The 22,326-nt window shown below is 71.0% G+C and carries 17 protein-coding genes; 7 read left to right on the top strand and 10 right to left on the bottom strand.

What is annotated here, in order from left to right; all coding sequences use genetic code 11:
• Position 1 precedes the first annotated feature (1 nt).
• Both G555_RS0111715 and G555_RS19645 read right to left on the bottom strand, forming a co-directional pair.
• Complete coding sequence (locus tag G555_RS0111715) at positions 2-1,129, bottom strand: DegT/DnrJ/EryC1/StrS family aminotransferase (protein WP_028709008.1); 1,128 nt, start codon at positions 1,127-1,129, stop codon at positions 2-4.
• Positions 1,126-2,910: a polysaccharide biosynthesis protein gene (locus G555_RS19645; protein ID WP_211223242.1), complete on the bottom strand. Its 1,785-nt coding sequence runs from the start codon at positions 2,908-2,910 to the stop codon at positions 1,126-1,128. The genes G555_RS0111715 and G555_RS19645 overlap by 4 nt, the downstream gene beginning before the upstream one ends.
• A gap of 456 nt (positions 2,911-3,366) precedes the next feature.
• Between G555_RS19645 and G555_RS19640 the strand changes: the two genes are divergently transcribed.
• From G555_RS19640 to G555_RS0111690, 4 genes are all read left to right on the top strand, one after another.
• A complete protein-coding gene (locus G555_RS19640) occupies positions 3,367-4,845 on the top strand; it encodes a tyrosine-protein kinase domain-containing protein (protein ID WP_051208937.1) in 1,479 nt (492 codons plus the stop codon).
• Complete coding sequence (locus G555_RS0111700) at positions 4,842-5,414, top strand: arsenate reductase/protein-tyrosine-phosphatase family protein (RefSeq protein WP_028709007.1); 573 nt, start codon at positions 4,842-4,844, stop codon at positions 5,412-5,414. Before G555_RS19640 ends, G555_RS0111700 begins: the two co-directional genes overlap by 4 nt.
• A 523-nt stretch (positions 5,415-5,937) precedes the next feature.
• A complete protein-coding gene (locus tag G555_RS19635; RefSeq protein ID WP_051208934.1) occupies positions 5,938-6,960 on the top strand; it encodes an LCP family protein in 1,023 nt (340 codons plus the stop codon).
• 532 nt (positions 6,961-7,492) lie between these two features.
• Positions 7,493-9,454: a helix-turn-helix transcriptional regulator gene (locus G555_RS0111690; protein WP_028709006.1), complete on the top strand. Its 1,962-nt coding sequence runs from the start codon at positions 7,493-7,495 to the stop codon at positions 9,452-9,454.
• Here G555_RS0111690 and hutI read toward each other — a convergent pair.
• Genes hutI through hutH form a run of 5 tightly spaced genes read right to left on the bottom strand, consistent with a single transcriptional unit; the run spans position 9,440 to position 16,068 of the window.
• Positions 9,440-10,591, bottom strand: coding sequence for an imidazolonepropionase (hutI, locus tag G555_RS0111685; protein ID WP_028709005.1), 1,152 nt, complete (start codon positions 10,589-10,591; stop codon positions 9,440-9,442). The genes G555_RS0111690 and hutI overlap by 15 nt on opposite strands.
• Complete coding sequence (locus G555_RS0111680) at positions 10,588-11,712, bottom strand: formimidoylglutamate deiminase (protein WP_028709004.1); 1,125 nt, start codon at positions 11,710-11,712, stop codon at positions 10,588-10,590. The genes hutI and G555_RS0111680 overlap by 4 nt, the downstream gene beginning before the upstream one ends.
• Positions 11,709-12,896, bottom strand: coding sequence for an allantoate amidohydrolase (locus tag G555_RS0111675; protein ID WP_028709003.1), 1,188 nt, complete (start codon positions 12,894-12,896; stop codon positions 11,709-11,711). The genes G555_RS0111680 and G555_RS0111675 overlap by 4 nt, the downstream gene beginning before the upstream one ends.
• Positions 12,896-14,545, bottom strand: a complete 1,650-nt coding sequence (gene hutU, locus G555_RS0111670; RefSeq protein WP_028709002.1) for a urocanate hydratase — start codon at positions 14,543-14,545, stop codon at positions 12,896-12,898. The genes G555_RS0111675 and hutU overlap by 1 nt, the downstream gene beginning before the upstream one ends.
• Positions 14,542-16,068, bottom strand: a complete 1,527-nt coding sequence (gene hutH, locus G555_RS0111665) for a histidine ammonia-lyase (RefSeq protein ID WP_028709001.1) — start codon at positions 16,066-16,068, stop codon at positions 14,542-14,544. Before hutH ends, hutU begins: the two co-directional genes overlap by 4 nt.
• Before the next feature lie 85 nt (positions 16,069-16,153).
• On the opposite strand from hutH, the gene G555_RS0111660 reads away from it, so the two are divergent.
• Positions 16,154-16,897, top strand: coding sequence for an IclR family transcriptional regulator (locus G555_RS0111660; RefSeq protein ID WP_028709000.1), 744 nt, complete (start codon positions 16,154-16,156; stop codon positions 16,895-16,897).
• Positions 16,898-16,912: 15 nt separating this feature from the next.
• Here the strand turns inward: G555_RS0111660 and G555_RS0111655 are convergent, their stop codons facing one another.
• Genes G555_RS0111655 through G555_RS0111645 form a run of 3 tightly spaced genes read right to left on the bottom strand, consistent with a single transcriptional unit; the run spans position 16,913 to position 19,589 of the window.
• Positions 16,913-17,713, bottom strand: coding sequence for an ABC transporter ATP-binding protein (locus tag G555_RS0111655; protein ID WP_051208930.1), 801 nt, complete (start codon positions 17,711-17,713; stop codon positions 16,913-16,915).
• Positions 17,714-17,718: 5 nt separating this feature from the next.
• Positions 17,719-18,588, bottom strand: coding sequence for an ABC transporter permease (locus G555_RS0111650; protein WP_051208927.1), 870 nt, complete (start codon positions 18,586-18,588; stop codon positions 17,719-17,721).
• Complete coding sequence (locus G555_RS0111645) at positions 18,585-19,589, bottom strand: ABC transporter substrate-binding protein (protein ID WP_028708997.1); 1,005 nt, start codon at positions 19,587-19,589, stop codon at positions 18,585-18,587. The genes G555_RS0111650 and G555_RS0111645 overlap by 4 nt, the downstream gene beginning before the upstream one ends.
• A gap of 354 nt (positions 19,590-19,943) precedes the next feature.
• Between G555_RS0111645 and G555_RS19630 the strand changes: the two genes are divergently transcribed.
• Together G555_RS19630 and G555_RS0111635 are read left to right on the top strand one after the other, a co-directional pair.
• A complete protein-coding gene (locus tag G555_RS19630; RefSeq protein ID WP_084635213.1) occupies positions 19,944-20,567 on the top strand; it encodes a TetR/AcrR family transcriptional regulator in 624 nt (207 codons plus the stop codon).
• A gap of 40 nt (positions 20,568-20,607) precedes the next feature.
• Positions 20,608-22,248 carry an amidohydrolase gene (locus tag G555_RS0111635; RefSeq protein ID WP_028708996.1) on the top strand — a complete coding sequence of 547 codons (1,641 nt, stop codon included), beginning with the start codon at positions 20,608-20,610 and terminating at the stop codon, positions 22,246-22,248.
• Positions 22,249-22,326 lie beyond the last annotated feature (78 nt).

Below are 22,326 nucleotides of genomic sequence, written 5' to 3'. Positions count from 1 at the left end.
GCTACCTCGCGAGGAACCGGTCGATGGCGGCGAAGACCCTCTCCTGGTCCGCGCCCCCCAGCGCGGAGCCGCTCGGCAGAGTCAGCCCGGTGCGGAACAGTCGCTCCGAGGTGCCGTCGATCCAGGACATGGCCTGCGCGAAGACCGGCTGGAGATGCATCGGCTTCCACATCGGCCGCGATTCGATGGCCAGGTCGCTGAGCGCGGCGGCGAGCTCGCCGGCATTCCACCCGGCCGTCGCCTCGTCGACCAGGATCGCGGTCAGCCAGGCGTTGTCCTCCTCGTCCGCCTCGGCACCGAAGACGTCGACACCCGCGACGTCCGCGAAGGCCTCCTTGTACCGGTCGCGAAGCGCCCGCCGGCGGGCGATCATGGAATCGATCCGGATCAGCTGCGCCCGCCCGACCGCCGCGAGGAGATTCGACAGCCGGTAGTTGAACCCGATGTCGGTGTGCTCGTAGTGCGCCACCGGCTGACGCGCCTGGGTCGCGAGGTACCGCACGCGCCGGGCCAGCTCGGCATCGTCGGTGAGCAGGGCACCTCCTCCCGAGGTCGTCATCACCTTGTTGCCGTTGAAGGAGATCGCAGCGGCGACGCCGTAGGACGCCGCCGGACGTCCGCGGCGCAGGGAACCGAACGATTCCGCGGCATCGGACACGACCGGGACGCCGGCAGCGGCGGCGATCCCGTCGATCTCCTCATGCCGGCAGACCTTTCCGAGAAGATCGACCGGAAGTATCGCCGCAACCCGGCGCCCTCTCCTTCGCAGGTCGTCGACGGCACGTCGCACCAGGGCGGGGTTCAGGTTCCCGTCGGGCGCCGAGTCGACGAAGCCCGGTTCGGCCCCCGTGTACACGATGGCGTTCGCCGTCGCCGCGAAGGTCATCGTCGAGGTCAGGACGACGTCGCCCGGGCCGACCCCGAGGCCGACGAGCGCGAGGTGGAGAGCCGCGGTCCCGGAGGACAGCGCCACGCAGTGGAGCCGATCGCACCGCGCGGCGAGCTCGGCCTCGAACGCGTCGACCTCCGGGCCGAGCGGGGCCACCCAGCCCGACCGGATCGCTCGCACGAGGTATCGCTCCTCCAGGACGCCCACATCGGGCCCGGAGAGCGTGACGCGCCCGGTCATCGGTTGCCCGCCCCGACGGGGGAGGTCAACGCGGCTGCGGACAGGGGGTCCTCCAGCCAGACGCGGGACCAGTCGGTCCAGTCGAGCCCGGTCGGCGAGAGGGCCGGAACCGCGGCCCGCGAGATCTTCGGGTGCACCCGTGACCGGTGCTGCTCCCCCTCGGAGACGAGGTCCTCGTGCAGCTTCTCGCCCTCACGGAGTCCGGTGAACACGATCTCCACATCGCGTCCGGAGAGCTGGATCATGCGCTCTGCGATGTCGAGGATCCTCACCGGCTCTCCCATGTCCAGGATGAGGACCTCGCCCGGGTGACCGATGGCGCCGGCCTGGATGACGAGCTGGCAGGCTTCCGGGATCGTCATGAAGTACCTCGTGACGTCGGGATCGGTCACCGTCACAGGGCCGCCGTGCTCGATCATCGCCGTGAACAGGGGGAGCACCGATCCCCGGCTGCCGAGGACGTTTCCGAAGCGCACCGAGAGGTAGGCGGACCCGGTCTGTCGCGCGACCTCGGCCGTGAGCCGCTCGGCCAGGCGTTTCGAGTGCCCCAGGACGCTGCACGGGTTGGCCGCCTTGTCGGTGGAGATGTTGACGAACGTCGAGACGCCGACGGCCCGCGCGGCATCGAGCACACTCTGGGTGCCGAGGACGTTGGTCTTCCACGCCTCTTCGGGATACTGCTGCAGCATCGGGAGGTGCTTCAGCGCGGCGGCGTGGAACACGACCTCCGGGCGTCGGCTCCGGAACACGCCCAGCAGCGTCGCCGCGTCCCGGATGTCGGCGAGAACCACCTCGGGGCCGGTGAGCAGTCCGTGGCCGAGGACGCCGAGCTCGGCCGACTGGAGGCCGGTCTCGTCGCGGTCGAGCATGATGAGCTCAGCGGGACCGTATCGGTTGATCTGCCGGCAGAGCTCGGAGCCGATCGAGCCGCCCGCCCCGGTCACCAGGACCCGCTTGCCGGTCAGGTAGCCCGCGATCCTCTCGACGTCGGTGTTGACCGGCGGCCTTCCCAGCAGGTCCTCCATCGACAGGTCGCGGAGATCATCGACCTGTGTGGCTCCGCGCAGCACCTCGGACAGAGGCGGCAGCACCTTCACCTGCAGACCGCAGGGACTCGCCAGGTCCACGACCCGTTCGATGAGGTCGGCACCGGCCCCGGCGATCGCAACCACCAGCACGGTCGCACCCGTCCGGGAGACGACGTCCGGCAGATCGTCGAGGCGGCCCAGGACGTCGACGCTGCGGATCCGCACATGCCGCTTTCCCGGGTCGTCGTCCAGGAGGCCGACCGGGACGTACGGCGACGCCGGGTCCGTCGCCATCCTCCGGACCAGCGTCTCGCCCAGGTACCCGGCGCCGAAGACGATCGCCGGCTCCACGCCTGTGGACGTTCGCGCCGCGGACTCGCGCGCCAACCGCGCGACGTAGCGGACGGCGAGCAGGAGGAGCAGGGCGATCGGGAGCGCGATGAGAACGGCGCTCCGCGGCAGCCTCAGGTCCCCGTCCAGCACGGTGGCGCCCACCAGGAGCACGGCGACCACGAGGAAGGACGTCAGCGTGACCGCGCGCACCTCCTCGAAGGACCCGTACCTGTAACGGCCCTGGTAGAGGCGGAGCGCCAGTCCGACGACGAGTTGCACGGCCGAGACCGCCACGGCCGCCACGAGAACCGCCGCCAGGGACGCGGTATCGACGTGGAACTCACTTCGGAGCACGACGGCCATGAGAAGAGCCGCGGACCATGCGACCGCATCCAACAGGAACTGGAACGTGAATCGCACACCGTTCCTGCTCTGCCTGCTCGCCATTGCTTTCTGCAATTTTCTTCCTCCCTTGCGGGGCACACGACATGCCTCGGGGAACCCGATTCGAGAGTCTGCCACGACGGTGCTCGCTCGTGATTCGACAAGGAGGGTCATGCCGCACCAAATGGTGAGGGAAATGCAGGTGGAAGGGGACGACTCCTGCACCACCGGCGAGGAGGAGACGAGGGGTTCGGGGCTCGCTGCCCGGCGGCGGAGACCTCGGCGGCGGCGTGCGCCGCGCGGTCGAGGCCGCCGGGTCTCCCGCCTGCACACGCGGGTCGAGTTGCAGGTGACGTGCCCCTGCCCTTCCGCGTTGGTACCGGAATTGGTCCTCCGCGTGCTCCCGTCGGTCATCCTCCACGCGCCGGAAGGCATGCGGCGGCTCCATAGGCTGGCCTTACGACGGCTACGAGTCCGAGAAAGCGTGCCTACATGGAACTGACCGATTACATCTCAATCCTGCGCAAATACTGGCTGAGCGTTCTGGGCCTTCTTGTGTCGGGGTTGATCGCGGCGGCGAGCGTGACGTTTTTCATGACGCCCGTCTTCACCGCGTCCACGTCCTTGTTCTTCACCGTGAACGGTGCGGACACGGTCGGGGATCTGAACCAGGGCTCGACATATGCGAACACGCAGGTGAAGTCCTATATGCAGGTCGTCACGACGCAGACCGTCCTGCAACCGGTCATCGAGCGGCTCGAGCTCACGATGAGCCCGAGCGAGCTGGCACAGTCGGTCAGCACCACCGTCCCCACCAACACCGCGATCCTGGAGATCTCCGTCACGAACGCGGACGCCACGCAGAGCGCGAGCATCGCGAACGCCATCGCCGCCCAGATGAGGACGGTCGTCACGCAGTTGTCGCCGCAGTCCGACACCGGGGCCAAGCGCGTCACCGCCACGGTGATCCAGCCGGCCGCGGTTCCCACATCGGCGACGTCGCCGAGCCTGGCGCTCAACCTCTCTCTCGGCGCCATCCTGGGACTCCTCCTGGGCGTGGGGCAGGCCGTCCTGCGCTCACGTCTCGACATCACCGTCGTCTCCGAGCAGGACGTCGCGGACGTGACCGAGCGTTCCGTCGTCGGCGTCGTGGCGTTCGACTCCGAAGCGGCTCACCACCCGCTGGTGTTCGAATCCGCGCCGCACTCGGCCCGGGCCGAGGCCTACCGGCACCTGCGCACCAACGTGCAGTTCCTGGAGCTCGGCCTCCGACGCAACTCGATCGTCGTCAGCTCGTCCGTGGTCGGCGAGGGAAAGACGTCCACTGCGATCAATCTCGCCGGCGCCCTTGCTGACACCGGGCGATCGGTCCTGCTCGTGGAGGCCGACCTGCGGAGGCCCTCGATCGCTCCGACGCTGGGCCTGGACGGCACGGTGGGCCTCACGGATGTCGTCATCGGGCGGGCGCGGCTCGCCGACGTCGTCCAGCCGGTCGCACGCGGCAACCTCCACGCTCTCCCCGCCGGCTCGACGCCGCCGAATCCCGCGGAACTGCTCGGCTCACGTCCGATGGAGGACCTGCTGGACCGGGCGATGGCGGAGTACGACATCGTCATCGTGGATTCGCCGCCGCTTCTTCCCGTGACGGACGCCGCGCTTCTCGCCCGCGTCGGCGGCGGAGTGCTCCTCGTGGCCGGCTGCGGAGTGGTCACCAAACCGCAGCTCGCGGCGTCCATCGGGTCGCTCGAGCACGTCGAGGCCGAGATCCTCGGGCTCGTCCTCAACCGGCGCCGAGCCGGCCATGGTGACGGGTACGGGCGGCAGCGCTACGACTACGGCGCGCACTCCGGACCGGACCTGACGTTCGACACATCCGTACGACGGGCGAGCCGGCGCGCCATGCCCATCGCGCCGCAGGAGCTCATCGTCGCTTCCGGCAAGGACGACAGCCTGCCCCGCAGTCTGCGATGAACGCGCCCGTCGCCGCGGCACCGGTACGCCTGCTGACCGTCTGCACAGGAAACCTCTGCCGCTCCCCGGTCGCCGAACACCTCCTGCGGCAAGGACTGGACGACTCGGTCGCCGTGCGCAGCGCCGGGGTGAGAGCCGTGGTGGGAGGTGCCATCGATCCCCCGGTCGCCGCGTTCCTTCGGCGCTCCGGGGTGCGGGCGGAGGGCTTCCGGGCCCATCAGGTGACCGACGCGTCGATCGTCGAAGCCGACCTGGTCCTCGCCCTTGCCACCGAGCACCGGTCCGCGATCCTCCGCCGGGTTCCCGGCGCCGTTCGGCGCACCTACACGCTGCGGGAGTTCGCGAGGATCGCGCACGCGCTCGATCCTGTCGCGCTGACCGGGCACACCTCGGCGGAGCGGCTGCGTCAGCTCCTCCCGCGGGTGAGCCTCGCGCGCGCGATCACAGCCCGGCCCGAGAACGGCGACGATGTGCCGGATCCGACGGGGCGGGATGCCGCCGCCTACGCGAGGGCCCTCCGCCTCATCGCCGAGTCCGTCGAGACGATCGTGCGCGCCGTCGAGAGCTGACGCGCGCCGGCTCTCGTCCGAGCCGCGAGCACCGAAGGTGCGCGCCGGAGCGAATGCACCGCAGGCCCGGCTCGGGGGACCCGGACCTGCGGCGCACACTCGCTCGTCCGTCCCGGAGTGTGCGTCGACACCACACGCACGGATCGGACTGTGGACCGCCCACCGGTGGACGGCGATTACAGCCTGCTCCGTCGAGCACGCCGGCGACACTCTTCCCGGGCCTTTTCATATCGATGATCCCCACGTATTCATACCGACGGGGTGCTCCGCCACACCACAGAGGGGACCCGGCGGGGCCTCAGGCTTTCCACAGCTCGGCGCCGCCGACCCCGTGAGCGACCGAAAGGCCCCTCCCGGCCGAGGACGCGGTCCCGTCCCGCGATGCCCGGTCGCGGACGCCGACGCCCCCAGGCCGTGCGCGACACGAATCGCAGACCCATTGCGGCACGAAGGATGAGCTATTTCTGCAGGCAATTCCATCTACGCCTTGCCCCGTGCCGCAATTCGCACGAAGACTCGGATAGTGACCGACGAGAAAGAACAGGGACTCCCCGATCCGGGAAAGCCCGGTCCTCGCCGTGGCCGGCCGTCGAGGCTGTGGCGATGGCTCGTCGCGCTCATAATCGCGATAGCGCTGATCGCCGGTGGGGCAACAGGGTATGCGGTCTGGCGCACGAAGGCAGCCCTTTCGGCCATCCAGCGCGACCCGGGGCTGCTTCCGTCGACCGGCGGAGCCGAATCCTCCGACGCCGACGGATCCCCGCTGAACATCCTCGTCGTCGGCAGCGACTCTCGCGGTGACGATGCGGGCCGTAGCGACGCCCTGTTGATCGCGCACGTGACCGCGAATCGGGACAAAGTCTATCTCATCTCGTTTCCTCGTGATCTCTACGTCAACATTCCTGGACACGGAGAGAATAAGATCAACGCGGCTCATTCGCTGGGGGGAACGGCGCTCACGGCCGAGACCCTCGAGGCTCTGCTGGGCATCACCATAGATCACGCCGTCTCCGTCGACTTCGAGGGGTTTCTCTCGCTGTCCGACACCGTGGGCGAGATCACGGTATGGAACGAGACGAGTTCTCGCAGTGGCGAATACCGGTTCCCGCGAGGCGAGTTGACTCTGCAATCCGACGCGCTCCTCGCCTACGTCCGACAGCGATACGGGCTTCCGAACGGCGACCTCGACCGCGCCAAGCGGCAGCGGACGGTCCTCAGGGCCATGCTGGTCAAGCTGTCAACCCGCGAGACCCTGTCCGACCCCGCGAAGCTCGACACCGTGCTGAGCGAGGTCGGCGGCTACCTCACCGTCGACGCGGGACTCTCCGACGAGACGATCCTTCGCATCGGCGCGAGCCTCAAACTGGACGCCGCGAGCGACATCCTCACGCTTCAGGCCCCGACAACGGGATTCGGTACGTCCCCCGACGGAGCATCGATCGACCTCTACGATCCGACGAGCATGAGCGAACTCGGAGCGGCCCTGCGCGACGACGGGCTCCGGAGCTACACCTCCCGTCACGACAGCCTCGACGAGGACTACTGAGCCCCCGTGCGGTCCCCCTCCGCCGCGGCCGGCGCACGCACCGCCTGCTCCGACCGCGCCCGCCGACTCCGTTCGGCACCAAATCCCGTGGGCATTTGTACATGAATGCCACGACCAAACACCATTCGACTCACGACCATTGCTGCACCACGAGCGTCGCGCAACGCACGAACTGGTGAGGAACCATCGCCCGGGCACTCCTCACGAGCCTCGCGTCTAGTATTTGGACCGACGAGTACAACAACCTCAACGGCCTTAGCGTTTTCATCCACGCGACAGCGACAGGGGTTCCCATCTCCGAGACAGCTCGCTTCGCGGGGACGCCTCGTCCTCCGCCCCAACGACGGGAATCGCCGCAGCGATCAACACATCAGGAAGTCGAGGTAGATGGGCCAACGCATTCCCTCGGATGTCTATCTGCGAGCTCCTGGTTGATCCGACAGGAGGATGAGGGGGAGGAACTCACGCAATGAGGCAGCACGACCAACGCTGGAAAGAAGGATCCACCTTACTTGACGGGGACAATCCGTCGATGTACCCACCGATCGACGAGGAATGGCAGAGTCTTCCATCAGGCGAAGACCTCTTGCTGGCGCTCCTGGTCGTCAAGGAGGAGATCAGCGACGACCTTTTCGAGCTTGCCTCTCGCGCTGCAGGAATCGATCGCGACCTCGGGTGGGAGCAGTGGAGTTCCGGCGCGGTGCGCGACGGTGCGGCGATATGGCTCGTACCCGGCTCCGCTCTCACGCTGCGCCCCGAGCCACGCGCACGCGGTATCGCTCTTCTGGAAGACCTCGGCGGAGAGGACAGCGGAAAGGAGAGATTGCTGGATGCCTGGATCACCGACCCCGTTCACGGTGCGCCCGACGATATCGCGGTGTGGGCACTGGATATTCAGCGATGGGACATCCTCGGAAAACTGTGGACGAAGGTTCTGCGATGGACCGGCGTCCAATCCTTTCCCCGAGCCTCGTCCGTATTCCGATCCGTGCCCGGCGCGGTTCGCGGACAATACCCGGAACTGTCGTTCGCCTGCCCACAGGCGTGGGCGGCCGGATCGGAGGGCGCAGGCGGCCTCGTCGAGGGCCTGAACCACCTGGCCCGGGACGGACTCGAGCACCATGCGCAGTGGAGACACGAGACGGATCCGGAACGAGCGATCCAGCGCGGGGTCCTGTGGGCCGCTGTGCTCCTCTACCTGCCCGACGCCGCCGTCTCCGTGAACCTGGACAAGGCCTGGGAGACGCGAGAGGCCGTCGCCGGCCGGATCGGGGCGCTGCAGGAAGAGGGATGGTCGCCCTCGGCGAGCACGAGTTCTCGCTTCCACACGATGTCGGCGTGGCTCGCCTTCGCGCGAGGGGACCTCGAACTCACGCGCAGGTACGCCGAAATGGCGATGCTGGTGGCCGAGGGCGACGAGCAGAGCCCCAGTGCCCGGCCCCTGCGCTCCCTCGCGCTGGAGTTGTGGGGGCACACCCGGGACGATCCACGGGCCCCGGCGCCCGGAGCGGTCCTCCCACGTCCCGGCGGCCCGGCCGACCCCGGAGGCCCGTACCCGTCGCTGAGCGGCGCGGCCGGTGACATGGCGCTGGGCTTCCACGCCCTGCGCTCCCTCGACTCCGAGGCATCCGCGCAGATGATCGCCCGGCTTGCGGACGCCTCGGCGCGGCGGGCTCCCCTGTGGTGGCTGAGCATCGCGTTCCGCGCCGAGCACAGCGCGCTGTGGGGCGACGCGGCGGCCGGGCTGAACGATCTGGATGCCGGGCTCGCGTTCTACTCCGACGGCTTCTCCGACCACGAGCTCCCGATCGCTCGGGCACTCCTGACACTGGCGCGCTTCCGATTGCTCATCCGCATCGGAGCCCACGGTGCCGCCCGCGAGCTCGCGGCCTGCGCGCAGGCCCCCGTCGCCTGTCTGGCGGTGGTCGAGGCCGAGCTGTGCACCGGGCACTTCGACGAGGCCATCCGCGTCGCGGACAAGGAGCTGGTCCGCCACGACGTCTGGCCCTCGATCCGCTCGCATCTCACCGTCCTCCGCGCTGCCGCGATCGTCATGAGCACCACGGGCACCGACGCCGAACGGCAGTCCTCGGCCCGCGCTGCCGTGGACCTCTGCCTGCGCGTGAACTCGCCCTTGAGCGTCGCGCACCTGCCACATCCCTTCCGCGACGCGCTCATGAGCGCCTGCCGCACCGCCGCGGCAGCGGCGGACGTCCCCACGACGCCCTACGACGAACTGGACCGCGCGCTGGCCGGCCTGTCCGACGCCGGCCTCGACGCGCTGGGCACCTTCGCTCATGTCAGGCTCACCCGGAGGGAACGGATCCTGCTTCCCCTGCTCGCCACCGACCGGTCCGTGCCCGAGCTCTCGGCCGAGCTCCATGTGTCTCCGAACACGATCCGGAAGCAGGTCGTGACGCTCCGCGCGAAGTTCGGCGCGAAGAGCCGCTCCGAACTCGTCCGGCGGGCGCGCGACGCCTCACTGCTCGAGTGAGGCGCCCCGCCCCGTCCTCACCGAGGCGATGAGGGGGACGCCGGGCCGGTAGCTGAGGTGGACGTGACTGGGCGCGTCGAGGATCACCAGGTCGGCCCGCGCGCCCAGCCGGAGGTGGCCCACGTCGTCACGTCGCAGCGACCACGCTCCCGCCTCGGTGGCGGCATGCAGCGCCTCCAGGGGAGTCATCCCCAGCTCCCGCACCGCTAACGCGATGCAGAAGGACATCGACGACGTGTAGGAGCTCCCCGGGTTGCAGTCGGTGGCGATGGCGACCCGCACACCGGCGTCGAGCAGCCGCCGCGCATCGGAGTAGCGCTCCCGGGTGGCGAACTCCGCTCCGGGCAGAAGACCGGCGACGACCCCGCTGTCGGCGAGCGCGGAGACATCGGCGTCGGTGAGATAGGTGCAGTGGTCGGCCGCGACCGCGCCGATCTCGCATGCGAGCTGCACGCCCGGACCATAGCCGAGCTGGTTGGCGTGGATCCGGGCGAGCAGCCCGGCCGCCCGGCCCGCCTCGAGCACGGCGCGCGACTGATCGGCATCGAACGCCCCCGTCTCGCAGAACACGTCGACCCAGCGCGCGTGCGGCGCGCAGGCGGTGAGCATCTCGCCGGTGACCAGCGCCACGTAGTCGTCCGGATCCACGCCGTCGGGCACGACGTGGGCGCCGAGATAGGTCGTCTCGGCGGTGGCCGCCCGGGCGATCCGCAGGAGGCGTTCCTCCGCCTCGACGGTGAGCCCGTAGCCGCTCTTGACCTCGAAGGTCGTCGTCCCCTGACGCCGCAGCTCGGCGGTCCGGCTCGCGACCAGGGCGCCGAGTTCTGCATCGCCGGCCGCCGCCGTCGCCGCCACGGTGGACCGGATCCCGCCCGCGCTGTACGGCGCCCCCGACATCCGGGCCTCGAACTCGGCGGCGCGATCGCCGGCGAAGACCAGGTGCGTGTGCGCATCGACGAAACCGGGGACGACGGCCGCACCCTGCACGTCGACCCGCTCGTCGGCGGCCGGGGTGTCGACGGCGTCGCCCACCCACGCCACGCGTCCCCCGTCGACGACCAGCCCCGCGCCGTGCCGCAGCGGGCGCCCCTCGTCCCACGTGACGAGTTCTCCGATGTTCGTGTACGCGGTGCTCACAGCCTCCCCCAGACCTCGTCGACGACGGACCGCAGCTCGGCGCGCACCCACTGCGGGTCCAGCTCCGGCGGTGGCACGACGTCGGCTGCCGTCGCGGCCCAGATCGGCTCGGTGGCTCCGGCGGTCCGCACCGACTCGGCGAGATCGAACCCGCCGAGGTCCCCGAACCCGAGCGATGCCGCGCCGTCGGACGTGGCCGCCCGCCACAGCCCGGCGGCGTCCCAGCCCTGCCGGTCGCCGCTGGCGAGGCGCTCGTGCATGGCCAGGCCGCGAGCCTCGGCGAACGTGTCGATCACGGTGTTGGAGTCCGAGCCGAGGGTGATCCGTGCCCCCGCGTCGCGCAGCGCCACGCTGGGCCCGATCCCGTCGGCCAGCTCCGCCTCAGTCGTCGGGCAGAAACACGCCCAGCCCGCGGCCCGGCCGAGGATCCCGACGTCCGCGGCGGTCAGATGGGTCGCGTGGACGGCGGTCGTGCGCGACGTCCACACGCCCGCATCGGCGAGCAACCCGACGGGGGTGCGTCCGGTCGCGGCCAGGCAGGCATCGTTCTCGGCCGGCTGCTCGCTCACGTGGACGTGCAGCGGCGCCTCGGGCAGGGCTCCGGCCACCAGCGCCAGGGACGCCTCGTCGACCGCGCGGACCGAGTGGATCGCTGCGCCCACCACCACCGCCGGATCGCCGGCATGGCGCGCCGCGAGCTCCCGCACATCCTGCGCCCAGGACGCGGCGTCGGCGTGTGCGAACCGGAGCTGCGCGGAAGCGAGTTCCTCTCCCGCGAAGCCGGCCCGCAGGTAGCAGGCGTCGAGCAGGCAGATCCGGAGCCCGGCCTCCCGGGCGGCGGCGATCACCGCCTCGGCCATGGCGTGCGGGTCGGCGTACCGCCTGCCTCCCGGGCCGTGGTGGAGGTAGTGGAACTCGCCGACGGCTCCGATCCCGGCACAGGCCATCTCGGCATAGGTGGCGCGGGCGAGCCGGAAGTAGAGGTCGGGATCCAGCACGCCGGCGACCGCGTACATCCCGTCCCGCCAGCCCCAGAACGTCCGCCCGGTGTGCGCGCGGCCGCGCAGGGCACGGTGAAAGGCATGGGAGTGGCAGTTCGCGAAAGCCGGACGGGGCGTCACGCGAGCTCCCGGATCACCTCGGCCAGCGCCGCGACCCCCGCCTCGCAGTCGGCGGGCTCGGCGTACTCCTCGGGCGCGTGCGAGATCCCGCTCGGGTTGCGGACGAACAGCATCGCGGTGGGGACGCGCGACGCCAGGATTCCGGCGTCGTGCCCCGCCCCGGTGGGCAGTTGCGGAGCGCCGAGCAGCGTCGCGAGCCGATCCCGCAGACCGGGATCGAACGTGACGGCGGACGTGACCGACTCCTCGGTGAGCTCCGCCCGGGTGCCGTGTCCGGCCGCGGCCCTGCGCGTGTCGGACAGGATGCGGTCCACCAGTCCGGCGAGCGCCTCCTCCGACTCCGCACGCGCGTCCAGCCATGCGGTGACCTGCACCGGGATGGAGTTCGTGCTGCCGGGCGCCACCCGGACCCGGCCGAACGTGGCCCGCCGGGCGGTCTCGGACGCCGCGGCCGCCGACGCCAGGACCGCGGCCGCGTAGGTGAGCATCGGGTCGTGACGATCGGTCATCGCGGTCGTGCCGGCATGGTTGCCCTGGCCGTGCAGGTCGAGCCGGTACCGTCCGTGCGGCCAGATCGCCGAGGCCACGCCGACCGCGTCGCCGGAGTCGATCAGCGCCCGTCCCTGCTCGACGTGCAACTCGACGAACGCACCGATCGAGGCCAGCCAGTCCGCCGGGCCGACCGCGGCCGGGTCGGCGCCGCCGGCCCGCATCGCCTCCGCCAGGGTCGTGCCGTCGTCGTCGCGCAGGCTCAGCGCCCGCTCGGGCGCCAGGACGCCGGTGGCGAGCCGCGATCCGACGCAGGCGACACCGAAACGCGCCCCCTCCTCGTCGGTGAAGTTCGCCACGACGATCGGACGCGACGGAGTGAAGCCGGCGTCGCGAAGGGTGTCGACGGCAGCCAGGGAGGACGCCACGCCGAGGGGCCCGTCGAAGGCGCCGCCCCCGCGGACCGAGTCCAGGTGGGAGCCGATCAGCAACGCGTCGTCCCCGCTGCCCCACCAGGCGAGCTGATTGCCGTTGCCGTCCTCCGTGACGTCGAGCCCGCGCCGGCCCGCCTCGGCGGCGAACCACTCGCGCAGTTCGAGCGTGGGACGTTCCCAGGCGAGCCGGTGGTACCCGCCGCCCGTCAGATCGCGGCCGATCCCCGCGAGGTCGTCCAGCAGCCCCGTCGCCGTCGCCATCACAGCCCCATCGGGATCCGGACGCCGCGCTCGCGGGCGACGTCGCGTGCCCGGTCGTAGCCGGCGTCGACATGCCGCATGACGCCCGTCCCGGGATCGTTGGTGAGGACCCGGGCGATCTTCTCCGCCGCGAGCGCCGTACCGTCGGCGACGACCACCTGGCCGGCGTGGATGGACCTTCCGATGCCGACTCCGCCACCGTGGTGGATCGAGACCCAGGTCGCGCCCGAGGCTGTGTTGAGCAGGGCGTTGAGCAGCGGCCAGTCGGCGATCGCGTCCGATCCGTCGGCCATTCCCTCCGTCTCGCGGTAGGGGGAGGCGACGGAGCCGGCGTCGAGATGATCACGGCCGATCACGATCGGCGCCGACACGGCTCCCGATGCGACGAGCTCGTTGAACCGAAGACCCGCGAGGTGCCGTTCGCCGTAGCCGAGCCAGCAGATCCGGGCCGGCAGCCCTTCGAAGTGCACCTTCTCGCCCGCCTTGGTGATCCAGCGCCGCAGGTGCTCGTCGTCGGGGAAGAGGTCGAGGATCGCGGCGTCGGTGGCGGCGATGTCGGCCGGATCGCCCGAGAGCGCTGCCCAGCGGAACGGGCCCTTGCCCTCGCAGAAGAGCGGACGGATGTACGCCGGCACGAATCCCGGGAACGCGAAGGCCCGGTCGTACCCGCCGAGCTCGGCCTCGGCGCGGATCGAGTTGCCGTAGTCGAACACCTCCGCCCCGGCGTCCTGGAAGCCCACCATGGCCGCCACGTGCGCGGCCATCGACTCCCGTGCGCGGCGGGTGAAGTCCTCGGGGTCGGCGGCGGCGACCGTGTGCCAGTCCGCGACGGAGATGCCGAGCGGAAGGTAGCTCAGCGGGTCGTGCGCCGAGGTCTGGTCGGTGACGATGTCGACCGGCACGCCGTCGGCGAGCAGCCGCGGGAACACCTCGGCCGCGTTGCCGACCAGGCCCACCGACAGCGCCCGCCCGTCGGCCTTGGCCGCCAGCACCCGCGCGACCGCGTCGGCGTAGTCGTCGGTGTACTCGTCGAGATAGCCGTGCTCGACCCGGCGGGCGAGCCGGCCGGCGTCCACCTCGACGATCAGGACGACACCCTCGTTCATCGTGACCGCCAGCGGCTGAGCCCCGCCCATGCCGCCGCAGCCGCCGGTGAGCGTGAGCGTGCCGGCCAGGGTGCCGCCGAAGCGCTTGCGCGCGACCGCGCCGAAGGTCTCATAGGTGCCCTGCAGGATCCCCTGCGTGCCGATGTAGATCCACGAGCCGGCCGTCATCTGCCCGTACATGATGAGCCCCAGGGACTCCAGGCGCCGGAACTCGGGCCAGGTCGCCCAGTCCCCGACGAGGTTGGAGTTCGCGATCAGCACGCGCGGGGCCCACTCGTGAGTGCGGAAGACGCCCACCGGCTTGCCCGACTGCACGAGCAGCGTCTCGTCGGCCGCGAGGTCGGCGAGGCTCGCGACGATGGCGTCGAACGCCTCCCAGGAGCGGGCGGCGCGGCCCGTCCCGCCGTACACGACGAGATCGTCGGGACGCTCGGCGACCTCGGGGTCGAGGTTGTTCATGATCATGCGCAGGGGCGCCTCGGTCTGCCAGGACCGGGCGGTGAGCCGGGTGCCGCGCGGCGCGCGGACGGAGGCATGGGTCATCGGGACTCCTTCGGGACGGCGGCGGTGAGCAGGTCCCCGCCGGCGATCAGCATGACGGTGGCTTCGATCTCTGGGGCGAGGTACCGGTCCGGGCCGGGCCCGGCGACCGACCTGCGGAGTCTGCGCACCGCCGCTCCGGTGGCCGGCGCCGGTTCCAGCGGCGCGCGCAGCTCGATCCCGCGGGCGGCGGTCAGCACCTCGATCGCGAGCACCCGGGTGAGCCCGTCGACGGCGGTGCGCAGCTTGCGGGCGGCATGCCACCCCATCGAGACGTGGTCCTCCTGCATGGCGCTGGACGGGATGGAGTCCACGCTCGCCGGCACGGCCAGGCGCTTCAGCTCCGACACGATCGCGGCCTGCGTGTACTGGGCGATCATGTGACCGGAGTCGACCCCCGGGTCGTCGGCGAGGAACGCCGGCAGGCCCCGGTTGCGGGCGACGTCGAGGAACCTGTCGGTGCGCCGCTCGCTCATGGAGGCGACATCGGCGACGGCGATCGCGAGGAAGTCCAAGGTATGCGCCAGCGGCGCCCCGTGGAAGTTGCCGTGGGACTCGATCCGCCCGCCGGGGAGGACGGACGGATTGTCGATCGCCGCGGCGAGCTCACGCTCCGCCACGGCGGTGGCGTAGTCGAGCACATCGCGCAGGCTCCCGTGCACCTGCGGGGCGCAGCGCAGCGAGTACGCGTCCTGCACCTCGCCGTCGCCGTGCCGGTGGCTGGCCACGATCGGCGACCCCGCGAGGAACCGCCGCAGGTTGGCCGCCGACGTCGCCTGGCCCGGGTGGGGACGGAGCGCCATCAGGTCGGCCGCGAAGACCCGGTCCGTGCCGCACTGCCCCTCCACGCTCATCGCCGCGGCCAGGTCAGCGGTGTCCGCGAGCCGCGCGAGGTCGTCCAGGGCCAGCACCAGCATGCCGAGCATGCCCTCGGTGCCGTTGATCAGCGCGAGGCCCTCCTTCTCGGCCAGCACCACCGGGTGCAGCCCGTGGTCGGGCAGCGCCTCGGCGGCGGGACGGATCACCCCGCGGTCGACGACCTCTCCCTCACCCGTCACGGCGAGCGCACAGTGCGCCAGCGGCGCCAGGTCGCCGGAGCAGCCCAGGCTGCCGTACTCGTGGACCACCGGCACGAGCCCGGCGTTGAGCAGCCCGGCGTAGGCCTGTGCGACCTCCACCCGGACGCCGCAGTGACCGGTCGCCATGGTCGAGAGGCGCAACACCATGAGAGCACGCACGACCTCGTCCTCGACCCGGGGCCCGTTGCCGGCCGCGTGGGAGCGGATGAGGCTCCGCTGCAGGGCGGTGCGGGACTCGGGCGGGATCGATCGGCGGGCCAGGGCGCCGAAGCCGGTGGAGATCCCATAGACGGCGTCGTCCGACGCGGCGAGGGCCTCCACGGCATGCCGCGACACCGTGATGGCCTCGCGGGCGGCGTCGCTGAGCTCGACCCGGGCACCATGCCGGGCGACGGCCACGACCTCGGCCCGGGTGAGCGGGCCCGGTCGTACGAGAATGCGATCCACGGGACAATTCAAGGACCGGGAGGGACACCGGGGCCAGATGCTGAAAACGGAATGTGCCTCGGATACGAGACGTCAGGATGGTGCCGTGAGCCGTCCCGTCCCGGCAGCCTCCGCCGCCCTGCGCGTCCTCCGCTATCTCTCCGAGAGAGCCGCCCCGGTGCCCGCGGGAAGGATCGCGCGCGATCTCGGCCTGCCCCGCTCGACCGCCTACCACCTGCTGGCCGCCATGGCCGCGGAGTCCTTCGTCGTCCACTATCCCGAGGAGCACGCCTGGGGCGTCGGCATCGCTGCCTGGGAGGTCGGCCAGGGGTACACGCGGCAGGCGCCGCTCGCCCGCCTCGCCCGCCTGCCGTTGACGCGGCTGGTCGACCGGGTGGGGCAGTCCGCCCACCTGTCGGTGCTCCATGGCTCCGACGTGGTCTACATCCACGAGGAGCGCGCCCCCGGGCGTCCCCCGCTGGTCACCGATGTCGGCGTCCGGCTCCCGGCGCACCTCGCGGCATCGGGACGGGCGATCCTGGCCGGGCTGCCGCGGCAGCAGGTGCGAGCGCTCTATCCGTCGGCCGCCGCGTTCACCGACCGCACCGGCGCGGGGCCGCGCACCTCTGCGGCGCTTCGGCGGGTCCTCGCCGAGACACGCGCCCGCGGGTATGCCACCGAGGACTCGGAGATCACCCCGGGCTTCGCGTCGGTCGCGGTCGCCATCCGGTCCCCCGCGAACCTCGCCAGCCTGGCCGTCACCTGGCCGGTGGCCTCCGACGTCGACCCGGCCGGCGTCGTGGCCGCGCTGCGCGCCACGGCGGCCACCATCGAGGACAGACTGCGCTGACCCCGCCGTGTCGGCTCAGCCGGCCCTCGTCGCGGCGGCGCCCTCCTCGCGCAGTGCGGCGAGCAGCCGCGCCTTGTAGGACATCAGCACCGGGGAGGTGAGGATGTCGACCGTGCGGGGCCGAGGGATCCCCGGCCGGAGGTCGAGCTTCACGCGCCCGGGACGGCCGGACAGCATCACGATCCTGTCCGACAGGAAGATCGCCTCGTCGATGTCGTGGGTGACGAAGAGCACGTTGAGCCGATGGGCCTCCCAGACCTGCAGCAGCAGTTCCTGCATGTCCTGGCGGGTCTGGGCGTCGAGGGCGCCGAAGGGCTCGTCCATGAGCAGCATCCGCGGGCGGTACGACAGGGCCCGCGCGATCGCCACCCGCTGCCGCATGCCGCCCGAGAGCTGTGACGGGAAGGCGTCGCGGAAGTCGCTCACGCCGACGAGCTCGAGGTACTCCCGGGCGCGTTCCCGCCGTTCGGCACGGGACAGCTCGGTGTCGCGCAGCGCGAACTCCACGTTGGCCTGCACGGTGAGCCAGGGGAACAACGTGTAGCTCTGGAACACCATCCCGCGGTCGCGCCCCGGGCCGAAGACCTCGCTGCCGCCGATCTCCACGCGCCCGGACGTCGGCTGCTCGAGCCCCGCGACGATGTGCAGCAGGGTGCTCTTGCCGCAGCCGGAGACGCCGATCAGCGTCGTGAACTCGTCGGCCTTCAGCTCCAGCGACACGGGACCGAGCGCCTCCACGGTGCGTTTGCGCGAGTGGTAGGTCTTCGTGATGCCGGTCAGGACCGCGTCGGTGCCCTCGGTCGGTGCCGTGTCCATGCGACTCATTTCGCTCCTCGCGACGCCCAGGGGAACAGCACCCTGCCGAGAGCCTTGAGAACCTGGTCGGACACGAGGCCGATCAGCCCGATCAGCCCGATCAGGAAGAAGATGCGGTCGGTGGCCAGATACCGCTGCGACACCACGATGCGCTGCCCGAGCCCGTCCGGGGCCGCGACCAGCTCCGCGACGACGAGCCAGGTCCACGCCCAGCCGAGGGTGACGCGAATCGTGTCCCAGAGCGCGGGTGCCGACGCCGGCAGCACGATCCGGAGCATCTGCTTGACGCGCGAGAGGCCGATGGTCTGTCCGACCTGGACGAACTCGTGCGGAGTCCGCTTGACGTTGTCCATCACCATCAGCACCTGCTGGAAGAAGGTGCCGATGAACAGGATCGCGTACTTCTGACTCTCGTCCACGCCGAACCAGACGATGGTGAGCGGCACGAACGCCACCGCCGGCATGTAGCGGATGAAGTCGATCAGCGGCTCCAGCAGTGCCTCGAACCAGCCGAGGGTGCCCATGAGGACGCCGATCGGCAGCGCGACGACGAGAGAGATCGCGAAGCCGATCATGACCCGCTCCACGCTTGCCCAGGTGTCGGCCGCGAGCTGGCCGCTGCGCGCCAGGTCGAGCCCGGCGCTCAGCACATCGCCGGGAGCCGGGAGGATCATGGGGCTGACGAGCCCCAGAGCGGTGACGAGGTACCACACGAGCAGCAGCGCGACGATCGCGCCGGCGCCCAGGATCCAGAACCGCTGCCAGCTCACGGGCTGGAAGAGCTGCCCCGGAGGCCTGGGCCGCCGTGCCCCGGCCCGGCCGGCCGGACGTACGGCCTCCTGCACGGCGGCCTCGCCGACCGGACGAGAGGTCATTTCTTCGCTGCCTCGACCCCGTGGCTCGTGTCGACGAGCGACGGCAGGTCGACACCGGTCACGTCGGTGTCGCCGGAGTCCACCTGGATCTTGTTGATCTCGCGGGCGGTCGAGGCGAAGTCACCGGCCAGATACGTGTTGGACTCGTCCAGCGTGTAGATCTGAACCCCCTCGAAGCTCGTCTCCAGATCCTCCACGCTGGCTCCGACGGCCTCGGCGATGATGGCGTGCCCCTCGTCGGGGTTCTCCTTCAGATAGGCGACCGCGGCGTCCCAGGCACGCAGGAGGCTCTTGACGGTGTCGGGGTTCTCCTTCGCCCACGGCGTGTTCACGGTGAAGACGTCGGCGATGAGACCCGGCTTCTCACCGGCGGTGTAGAGGAGCTTGACGTCCTTGCCCTGCGCGACGGCCGCGCTGATGTAGGGCTCGTAGGTCACGGCGGCGTCCACGGAGCCCGACAGCAGCGCGGCGCCCGCGTTGGCCGCCGGGGTCGGGACGACGGTGATGTCGTCGGTGGTCAGGCCGGCCGTGGAGAGGGCGTACCGCAGCAGCAGGTCGCTCGTGGTCGCCGCCTCGAAGGCGACCTTCTTCCCCTTCAGGTCCGCGATCGAGTCCACGCCGGAGCCGGCGAGGATGGCGTCGGCCGTGGTGGAGACGTCCTCCAGCATCACGATCGTGTGCTCCTGACCGGCATGGACGAGGTGGCCCAGGCTGTTGATCGCGGAGTTCGCGCCGACCACCTTGCCCGAGGTGAAGGCGGCAGCGGCGTCGGCGTCGGTCGTGAAGGTCACCAGATCGAGGCTCACCCCGTTCTGCACGTCGAATCCCTGGTCCTTGGCGATGTACCACGGGCCGTATCCGATCCACGGCTGCATGGCGATGCCCACGGTCGTGGGTGCAGCGCTCGTCGTGGAGGTCTGGGGTGAGCTACAGGCGCCGAGCGAGAGCGCCACCGCGCCCGCGAGGACGGCGATCGCCGTCCGGGTAAGGGTCCTGGTCATGGCGGCTACTTCCTTTCAGACAGCGTGTGGTCCGCCGCTTCGCTGTGTGCTCGACCACGTCGCATACCGGTCTGGCTCCATTCATTTCTGAACGACAGTTCAGGATTTTGGTGTTGTGGCGACCCGCCGGAAACGTCATCTGCCGAACCCGTCACCAGGCGCGTGCCCCGATGCCGCATGCTAACGAGGCGTGCCCAGCCTAGAAGGACGGTTTCACGGTTGTCGCACGTTTGTAACTTTCGAGACCGCTGACGGCGAGACGGCCACTCCGACGGGGGTCTCGCGAGGGTTGGAACTGTACAACTGTGTAAAAAGGGCCGCCCTCCGACCGAGACGGTGCCATGATGTGGGGCCATGACAGCACCCTCGAAATCCGACACCAGCAGACGTGGGCTCGTGGCCGCCGCGGGACGCGTGCTGCGCGACCGCGGCCTGGAGGGTGCCCGGGTCCGAGAGATCGCGGCCGCGGCGGGGGTCTCGCCGGGCACCGTCCTCTACCACTTCGGCAGCACCGACGATCTGCTGTTCGCCGTCCACGAGGACGCGGTCGCCCGCTACTCGGCGCTGCGCACGGCCGCGGCGGCCGGCCATCAGGACGACCCGTGGCTCCGGCTCGTCGCCACCTTCAAGGTCGGGCTCCCTCCCTACGCCGACCGGGAGGTGATCGAACTGCTCTACGAGATGCACCGGCTCGGCAGGAAGAGCCCGCGCCATGCAGTCCTTCTCTCGGGGCTGTGGCGCCTGGAGTACGGGCTGTACGTGGAGCTCGTCTCCGCCGGGGTCGCCCGCGGCGTGTTCCGGTGCGCGGACCCGGCGGCGACCGCGCGCACCCTGCTGGCGCTGGAGGACGGTCTGGTGCTCCACCTGATCAGCGGCAACGAGGCCGTGAGCAGTCCCCTCGCGCTCACGACCTTCCTGACCGCCGCGGCCCACCTCCTCGGCGATCCCGCGCTCGCGGCGTCGGGCAGGTACGCCTGATGCCCGGCGCCGGCCAGCACCCCGAACAGGAGGATCCCGGATGAGCGATCACCGATGGGCCGACACGGTCTTCGTGAACGGCACCGTGCACCAGCAGCATGGCCGTGCCGCCGCCAGCGCGGTGGCGGTCGACCGGGGACGCATCGTGGCGATCGGGGCCGACGCGGTGGCGCAGCACCGCGGTCCGCGCACCGAGGTCGTCGACCTGGCCGGACGAGCGCTCCTGCCGGGGTTCATCGACAGCCACCTCCATCTCGTCGGCGGCGGCATCGCGCGGCTGCAGTGCGATCTCTCCGGCGTCCATTCCCTGGAGGGCTACAGGCAGCTCATCGCCGACTACGCCGCGGGCCATCCCGGGCCGTGGATCGAGGGATTCGGCTGGTACGGCGACCTCTTCCCCGGCGGGTTCCCCCACAGGCGGGAGCTCGACCGGCTGATCCCCGACCGCCCCGCCGCGTTCCAGAGCCACGACGCGCACAGTCTCTGGGTGAACTCGGCCGCGCTCCGCATCGCCGGCATCGACAAGGACACGCCGGATCCGCCCGGAGGCCGGATCGCCCGCGACAGCGACGGCGAGCCGACCGGTCACGTCCTCGAACTGGCCGCCGATCTGATCGACGCCCATCGCCCGGCACCCGACCGGGGCACCGTCGACCGGGCCCTTCTGGAGGCGCAGGCCTATCTCCACGGCCTCGGTATCACGGCGTGGCAGGACGCCCTGGTCGGCGAGGCGCTCGGAATGCCGGACCCGTACGACCACTACCGTCGCGCCGCCGCCGACGGCTCGCTCGCGTCCCGTGTGACCGGGGCGCTGTACTGGCATCCCGGGAGCGGGCTCGACCTGGCCCGGGAACTCGCGGCCCGGCGGGATGCGGCCGACGGCCGGTTCCGGGCCACGGCGGCGAAGTTCATCCTCGACGGCAACTGCGAGAACCTGACGGGAGCCGTGTTCGACGCCTACGCCGGGCATCCCGGCGAGCACGGAGTGCTGCAGTTCGGCGACGACGAGCTGGCGGCAGCCGCCCGGGCGCTCGACGACCTGGGCTTCGACCTGCATCTTCACGCGGTCGGCGACCGCGCCGTCGCGCAGGCGCTGGACGCCATCGAGGCGACCGCGAACCGCGGCCGTCGGCGCCACCAGATCGCTCACATCGACCTCATCGCGAGACCCGATCTCGAACGGATGCGCCGGCTCGGGACCATCGCCAACGTCACGCCGCTGTGGGCCCGCCACGACCCGGTTCTCGTGGAGACCAAGCTGCCCCTGCTCACCGCCGATCAGCAGGAACGCCACTTCGCGTACGGGTCGCTGGCCCGCGCCGGCGTGCGGGTGGCCTTCGGCTCCGACTGGCCCGTCTCGACGCCCGATCCGATCGCCAACATCCACACCGCCGTGAACCGCACGGCGGCGCCGGGCGACCCCCACGCGTCCGACCCTCGATCGCTGGCGGATCCCCTGCTGCCGGGCGAGGCGCTGCCGGTGGAGGCCGCCGTGCGGGCCTACACCTCCGAGGCGGCCCATGCCTGCGGGCTGTCGGAGTTCGCCGGCTCCATCGAGGTGGGCAAGGAGGCCGACCTCGTCGTCCTCGACCGCGACCCGCTCCAGGTCGAGTCGGCCGCGCTCGGCACCCTGCGGGTCGAGGCGACCTTCGTCCACGGCCGCCTGGTCCACGAACGCTGAGCCGCCACCGCCGAACGCTCCCAAACCGCCGGAATTCGCGCGAATTCCGGCAGTTCGGGAGCGTTCGGCGGTGGCGGG

Origin of the sequence: Propionicicella superfundia DSM 22317 (assembly GCF_000423465.1) — a bacterium.
GTDB lineage: Bacteria > Actinomycetota > Actinomycetes > Propionibacteriales > Propionibacteriaceae > Propionicicella > Propionicicella superfundia.
This window is presented reverse-complemented; position numbering and strand designations above follow the sequence as displayed.

Bases quoted from the DNA above. Each gene is read 5' to 3' on its own strand.
- G555_RS0111715 (WP_028709008.1), bottom strand. From the start codon at position 1,129: ATGACCGGGCGCGTCACGCTCTCCGGGCCCGATGTGGGCGTCCTGGAG.
- G555_RS19640 (WP_051208937.1), top strand. From the start codon at position 3,367: ATGGAACTGACCGATTACATCTCAATCCTGCGCAAATACTGGCTGAGC.
- G555_RS0111700 (WP_028709007.1), top strand. From the start codon at position 4,842: ATGAACGCGCCCGTCGCCGCGGCACCGGTACGCCTGCTGACCGTCTGC.
- G555_RS0111690 (WP_028709006.1), top strand. From the start codon at position 7,493: ATGTACCCACCGATCGACGAGGAATGGCAGAGTCTTCCATCAGGCGAA.
- G555_RS0111675 (WP_028709003.1), bottom strand. From the start codon at position 12,896: ATGGCGACGGCGACGGGGCTGCTGGACGACCTCGCGGGGATCGGCCGC.
- hutU (WP_028709002.1), bottom strand. From the start codon at position 14,545: ATGACCCATGCCTCCGTCCGCGCGCCGCGCGGCACCCGGCTCACCGCC.
- G555_RS0111655 (WP_051208930.1), bottom strand. From the start codon at position 17,713: ATGGACACGGCACCGACCGAGGGCACCGACGCGGTCCTGACCGGCATC.
- G555_RS0111650 (WP_051208927.1), bottom strand. From the start codon at position 18,588: ATGACCTCTCGTCCGGTCGGCGAGGCCGCCGTGCAGGAGGCCGTACGT.
- G555_RS0111645 (WP_028708997.1), bottom strand. From the start codon at position 19,589: ATGACCAGGACCCTTACCCGGACGGCGATCGCCGTCCTCGCGGGCGCG.
- G555_RS19630 (WP_084635213.1), top strand. From the start codon at position 19,944: ATGACAGCACCCTCGAAATCCGACACCAGCAGACGTGGGCTCGTGGCC.
- G555_RS0111635 (WP_028708996.1), top strand. From the start codon at position 20,608: ATGAGCGATCACCGATGGGCCGACACGGTCTTCGTGAACGGCACCGTG.